We start from the raw sequence: 6,336 nt of genomic DNA, 5'->3' as shown, positions 1-6,336 counted from the left end.
ACCTTACACTAAGGCGCGGAATCATTGGCGAACAAGCCTGGTTAAGCTGGGCAGAGGAAGCCTTAGAGTCGATCAAAAAATAATCAAAGCTTTTTTTCTCAAATCTGCGTATAATTGCCGCCCTTTTATTCTGTCCTCGCGTCAGAACCATTTTATCGATAGGCATTCCTAACTATGACAGACTCCACGCCTCAATTTGAGCAACTTGGTCTCCCCGAAAATATCTTAAAAGCCGTAAAGGAACTTGGATACGAAACCCCTTCTCCAATCCAAGCTCAAGCAATACCCACACTTCTTAGCGGCAAAGACATTTTGGGTCAAGCTCAAACCGGCACCGGAAAGACTGCAGCATTTGCCCTCCCTTTACTTGCAAATATCGACGCAAACAAGTCTGAAACGCAAGTATTGGTGTTAGCCCCTACACGCGAGCTAGCGATTCAGGTTGCTGAAGCATGTCAAAGTTATGCGAAACACATGAAGAACTTCCATGTTCTTCCTATTTACGGCGGCCAAAGCTATAGCAACCAGTTACGCCAGCTCAAGCGCGGCGCACAAGTGGTGGTTGGCACTCCGGGACGCGTCATGGATCACATGCGACGCGGGACGCTGAAACTCAACACCCTAAAAACCTTAGTACTTGATGAAGCAGATGAAATGCTACGCATGGGCTTTATTGATGATGTTGAATGGGTATTGGAACACACACCCGAGGATCGGCAAATCGCCCTATTCTCTGCGACCATGCCTCGCGAGATTAAGAAAGTAGCCCAGAACCACCTCACAGACCCAGAGATCATTAAAATCGCTGATAAAACAGCGACGGCAAAAACCATCAACCAGCGTTATATGATGACCTCCGGCATCGATAAGCTAGAAGCTTTGACTCGCGTTTTGGAGATGGAAACCTACGATGGTGTCATTATTTTCGTACGTACTAAAATTGCCACCGAAGAGCTTGCGTCAAAACTTAACGCTCGCGGTTATTCGGCGGCGGCTCTAAACGGCGATATAGCACAAGCGGCCCGAGAGAAAACAGTAGACCGCCTAAAGAAAGGTGGCATCGATATCCTTATCGGAACTGACGTTGTCGCGCGAGGTCTGGATGTCGAACGCATCAGTCACGTCATCAACTATGACGTTCCTTACGATACTGAAGCCTACGTTCACCGAATTGGCCGAACAGGCCGCGCCGGTCGTTCAGGTGATGCAATACTTTTCATCACACCACGTGAAAAGCGCATGCTTCGCTCTATTGAGAAGGCAACGAGCCAAGCTATTACACGAATGGATGTGCCGACAGCGAATGTCATTAATCAGATTCGCGTAGACCAGTTCAAGAAAAACATCCTGGAGCTACTTGAGTCTAACGACACCAGCTTTTTCCAAGAGATCATCGAAACGCTCATTGAAGAAAGTCATGCAGACCCGATCAAAATTGCTGCTGCACTCGCTCATATCAATAATGGTAATCGTCCCTTCTTGCTTGATCCGAATAGCGATAGAAAGATCAACAAACCCGAGCGAGAAAGGGAACCAAGGGAACCAAGAGAAAGAGATAGCCGAGGCGGTATGGATAAGTTGAAAGCCGCTCCTCGCCCACTAAGGGATCATCCAGATGTTAAACTGGTTCGCTACCGCTTGGACGTAGGCTATAAAGATAATGTCAAACCTGGCAATATCGTCGGCGCTATCGCAAACACTGCTGATTTAGATAGCGAATACATCGGACAAATTGAGATATACAACAACTTCAGTACGGTAGACTTACCTGACGGCATGCCTAAGTCGGTTTTATCTTTACTTAAAGCAGCTCGTGTCGCGAACAAGCCAATCAATCTGCGTAACTTCTCTATGAATGAAGTTGACGAAGGCTCTTTAAGGCCTAGCCCTAATAAGCGAAACACTAAGCCTCGCTCAAATCGACGTAGCGGAAGCAAGCCAGACCGTAAAGGAAAGGCTAATCGAAGCCGTGATAGAGATAGAAGCTAAGTAAATTGCAGACACAAAAAAACCGGACTTAGAGAAATCTAGTCCGGTTTTTTTGTGTCTAACAGCAGTTCTAGTTATTGCTAATTAATAACTTACTTACTGTTTTCAAGAATATAGTTAACTGTCGCAGCAATCTCGTCATCAGAGCAAGACATACATGTACCTTTAGGAGGCATCGCGTTTACACCAGAAATAGCATTAGCGATCAAAGCATCCACACCTTTTGCAGAACGATCAGCCCAAGTCGCTGCATCACCAAATTTCGGAGCGCCCATCGCACCAGTACCGTGACATGCTGCACATGAAGTGTCATAGATTTCTTTTGCGCTTTTAGGCCCTGACGCTACGGCTGCAGCAGCTGTACCACAGTCATCACCTTCAACACATACTTTACCGACCGGCTTCAATCGATCACGAATAGAGTCTTCATCCATTGCTGCATTAACAGAGAACACGACTGCCATAGTCATTACAGTTGATAGCAACACTTTGATTAGCTTATTCACTTAACACCTCATCTCTCATTTAATATTTATAGTGCACCTACTCTCATTTGATATTTATAGTACACCTATAATGTTGGCAGCATTATAGGGCATATTACAAACAACACAACCGTAGATATCTTCGAAAAAGCCCGGAAAAGTCGTTCTAAGGCAGCCAAATAAACCTATCTCACACCTTATTCCTAGATTAGGTCATATTTGTTAATTTTTTCTGCATTGTTCTTTGTTCAAAGCCCAATCCTTGACTACACTTGAACTTGAGTTTGAAAATATTCGCAAGAGCTGGTTTCTGTCCCAAGTTATAAAAAGGATGAAGAGCCCTTCAAATAGGTAATTCAAACAGCAATATGAGCCTCTCAGGTAACCCCTATAAAGTTATTACAGAGTACTCATTGAATAGTAAATTAAAATGGAAAAGGTTAGATAATGTCAGAAACACTTTCAGGAACCGTTAAATGGTTCAATGAATCAAAAGGCTTTGGTTTTATTCAGCGTGAGAATGGACCAGACTTGTTTGTTCACTTCAGCAATATTCAAGGCGACGGTTTTAAAACTTTGGCAGAAGGCCAAGCAGTTACATTTACAGAAGGCTCTGGCCAGAAGGGCCCTCAGGCTGAAAATGTAAACCCTGCATAGTAAGAATTCCTCATTCAACCCCGTTCCGGGGTTGAATTTTTCCTCTCTCACAAGCCTCACACTCAGTCAGCTAAACTCCTCAAATAAGCGACCTCTAGCGAAACCAACGTTTACCATTTCGAAAAGCTCTATTCAATTCAAACAGTCCACGATTGAAGTGCACTCGACACTTTTGTAACAGCGTATACTCTATGATTCGACGCTGATATAGGTGCAGGCTGACATGCCCCCAAACTACCCACCAGCGAACCGGATTCATTCCTTTACCTGACTTACCCGTGTCTTTATTCAAAAGCATTACATTCAATTGAACATCTGGCTTTTTAGGGTGATCGAGCACTAGACCAGTACCTTTAAAGCCCATTTTCTTGTATCGATAGACCCAATCATCGAGACTCGAAACCATTACGTACTTCTTACCCGCCGACAAGCCTTCACGGTACATATTTTCAAACACACCATGCAGAACGTCGGTGTCCTGATAGTACTTTTCAATACATATCGCGGTAATTTCCATAAGCTCTTCATATTGAGGCAGCTTTGCAAAAAGGCTCTTTGGTAATAACTGGTCAAGCTCAAATGGCTTCTCACCTCGCTCACCAAATACCAGCAAAGCACTACCGATTACGCGCTCATTATGAAAAGCAATCAATATCCGACCATAAGCATCCTGCTGCATAGCAAAGCGTGCAATAGGGTCATCTTTGTTACACATCCCCATACTCGCGTATGACTTGCGACGCAATTTCAAGACGGCTTCGTACTCCGCCTGAGTTTCAACAAAACGATACTGAACCAGCTCTTGAATATGCTGGGCATTCATACCCGCTCGACTAATGTCTCGCGGCGTCTTCTGTGCAAAATGGAAGCAATGCTGAGCCAGCTCGTCTTCTGCCAAATACGAAAGTGAGGGCGTTTCAATAAAGCATCTAATTTTATTCTGATCCGTTAACGAAACGTTGGACACCTTACCGACGACATTCTGAAGCTCTTGAATCGAACCCAAGCTATACTTCAGCTCCATACCTTCAAACAAGGTAAACTCTGTGTGAATCCCGCTTGCATAGAAGCCATTGCGAGACAAACTCTCCACCTCAAAATAGGCGTTTTGTTTGTAGACAAAAGGGTGAACCATTTGTCCTTTTAGGCTTTGTTCGGCACTTAAGTGGATAGGATGGAAACGGTCGTGCTTACTGCTCTGTTCGTGCTCAATGACCGCCGCAATTTTTACCTGCCCCTGCCTGATGGGCTGCCGGTCTATAATAAGCCCTTTAATCAGGTACTCGTGGTGTATCAAGGGGCTTACTAATACTTCTATTTTCCCTCCCACTTTCAGAACATCAGCATGCTCTTTTGAAACCGAGATAGCAAAGCCCAAACTTGAGAAGTCTGTGAGGGAAACCGAGAGGCTTTTATGCTCCAGACGAATCATCGCCTGGAAACCGTGCTTCCCGCTTAAAGATTGCCGAGCGATACGTCTATCTTCTCGGCTTATGAACTGGGTCTTAAATTCCATTATGGAAGTTACTCTAATTAATTGACAGCCTACAGCTATTTATTGAATTTATTATTTAATGACTGCCCGCATTCTGTACAATTTTTCCTACAATAACAACTCTCGCAAGTCACCTAGCACCTGTGACAATAAAGTTGTGAAACGCGCAGCATCGGCTCCGTTAACTGCTCGATGATCATAAGATAAAGACAGTGGCAACATTAAGCGTGGTTTGAAGGCTTCACCGCCATCCCAAACCGGTTTCATTTGCGCTTTCGATACCCCTAAGATCGCCACTTCCGGTGTATTTACAATTGGTGTAAAGGCGGTACCGCCCACACCACCTAAACTAGAAATAGTAAAACATGCCCCCTGCATATCCGCTGGCGACAACTTTCTGTCTTTCGCTTTGGCTGCCAAAGACTGGCATTCCTGGGCAATATCCCAAAGGCTTTTTTGGTCGACATTGCGAATAACCGGAACAACCAAGCCAGCAGGCGTATCTACTGCCAAGCCGATGTGTATATATTTCTTACGTACAATTTTCTCGTTTTTTATATCGAGTGAAACATTGAACTGCGGTAGCTGCTGCAAAGCATAAGCGCACGCTTTTATAATGAAGGCTACCGGTGTCAGCTTTACGCCGCGACTCTCAGCCTGTGCTTTGTGGCCTTTTCGAAAAGCCTCAAGGTCTGTAATGTCCGCCTCATCAAACTGCGTAACATGCGGAACCGTTAGCCAACTGGCCTGCATATTCTTAGCAGTAAGGCGCTGAAGTTTATCCATCTGCTGGATTTCAACTTCTCCAAATATTGAGAAGTCAGGCAAAGCAATTTCAGGAAGACCTAGCCCCCCTTGGTTACCACTTTGCGCAGCCTGGACCTGAGACTTTATATATTTCCTTAAGTCCTCTTTCAGAATTCTACTTCGAGGCCCGGAACCCTTTACTCGAGACAACTCAACTCCATGCTCTCTCGCAAATTTACGAACTGCAGGACCTGCATGAACCTTGCTTCCTGAAATCTGAGGCAGCACCGCAGGCGCATCATCCTCACTTACGATTGTCTCTTCCCGGGCATCAGTGTCATGCTCAGGTTTGGGCTTATTTTCATTGCTAGGCTTGCTGATTTCTTCGTTAGCATTCGCTGCTGATGAACCACCTTCAACCTTGAGCTCTGCAATAATATCACCTTTGGAAACCTTGTCTCCAACTTTGATATTAAGCGTTTGCAAAATACCCGACTCAGAGCAAGGTATCTCCATGGTTGCTTTATCAGACTCCAGCACAATCATCGCCTGATCACACTCTAAGGCATCACCTACTTCAACCAAGACCTCAATGACTTCAACCGATTCACTTCCGCCTAAATCCGGTACAGCTACCTGAACAAGCTCACTTTGCGGTGTTTCGCCCGGACTCTTCTCTTCCGAAGCTGATTCCTCAAGCTGAGCGTTCCCCTCAGAGGGTTCCATCACCAGTACCAAGGAACCTTCACTGACTTTGTCTCCTACTGTCAAAGAAACTGATTCAACCTTCCCCGCACATGGACTGGGTACCTCAACGGTCGCCTTATCCGATTCCAATACAATAAGTGAGCTGTCGACCTCAATTTCATCACCAGGAGATACACAGACCTCTACAACCTCTACTTCGCCCTCAACTCCGACATTGGGGACTTTGACTTCTATCGAATTCATCATCGTCTCCTG

At 45.2% G+C, this 6,336-nt stretch carries 5 protein-coding genes and 1 pseudogene; 3 read left to right on the top strand and 3 right to left on the bottom strand.

Features of this window, described 5'->3' with window-relative positions; genetic code table 11:
- Together A3761_RS29060 and A3761_RS17545 are read left to right on the top strand one after the other, a co-directional pair.
- Positions 1 to 83: pseudogene (locus A3761_RS29060) on the top strand (PadR family transcriptional regulator); the annotation flags it as partial.
- Positions 84 to 174: 91 nt separating this feature from the next.
- Positions 175 to 1,989, top strand: coding sequence for a DEAD/DEAH box helicase (locus A3761_RS17545; protein ID WP_068554860.1), 1,815 nt, complete (start codon positions 175 to 177; stop codon positions 1,987 to 1,989).
- 92 nt (positions 1,990 to 2,081) lie between these two features.
- Here the strand turns inward: A3761_RS17545 and A3761_RS17540 are convergent, their stop codons facing one another.
- On the bottom strand, positions 2,082 to 2,495 hold the full coding sequence (locus A3761_RS17540) for a cytochrome c5 family protein (protein WP_231872168.1): 414 nt from the start codon (positions 2,493 to 2,495) through the stop codon (positions 2,082 to 2,084).
- Positions 2,496 to 2,921: 426 nt separating this feature from the next.
- On the opposite strand from A3761_RS17540, the gene A3761_RS17535 reads away from it, so the two are divergent.
- Positions 2,922 to 3,131 (top strand): cold-shock protein, encoded by a 210-nt coding sequence (locus tag A3761_RS17535; protein WP_068511735.1) that lies wholly within the window; start codon positions 2,922 to 2,924, stop codon positions 3,129 to 3,131.
- A 94-nt stretch (positions 3,132 to 3,225) separates the two neighbouring features.
- Here the strand turns inward: A3761_RS17535 and A3761_RS17530 are convergent, their stop codons facing one another.
- Positions 3,226 to 4,647 carry a hypothetical protein gene (locus A3761_RS17530; RefSeq protein WP_068554858.1) on the bottom strand — a complete coding sequence of 474 codons (1,422 nt, stop codon included), beginning with the start codon at positions 4,645 to 4,647 and terminating at the stop codon, positions 3,226 to 3,228.
- 87 nt (positions 4,648 to 4,734) lie between these two features.
- A partial coding sequence (gene aceF / locus A3761_RS17525; protein WP_231881251.1) for a dihydrolipoyllysine-residue acetyltransferase occupies positions 4,735 to 6,336 on the bottom strand: 1,602 nt, incomplete at its 5' end.

The sequence above is a fragment of the Oleiphilus sp. HI0123 genome (assembly GCF_001635315.1).
The sequence above is the reverse complement of the archived record's forward strand: the minus strand, read 5'-3'. Positions and strand labels throughout refer to the sequence as shown.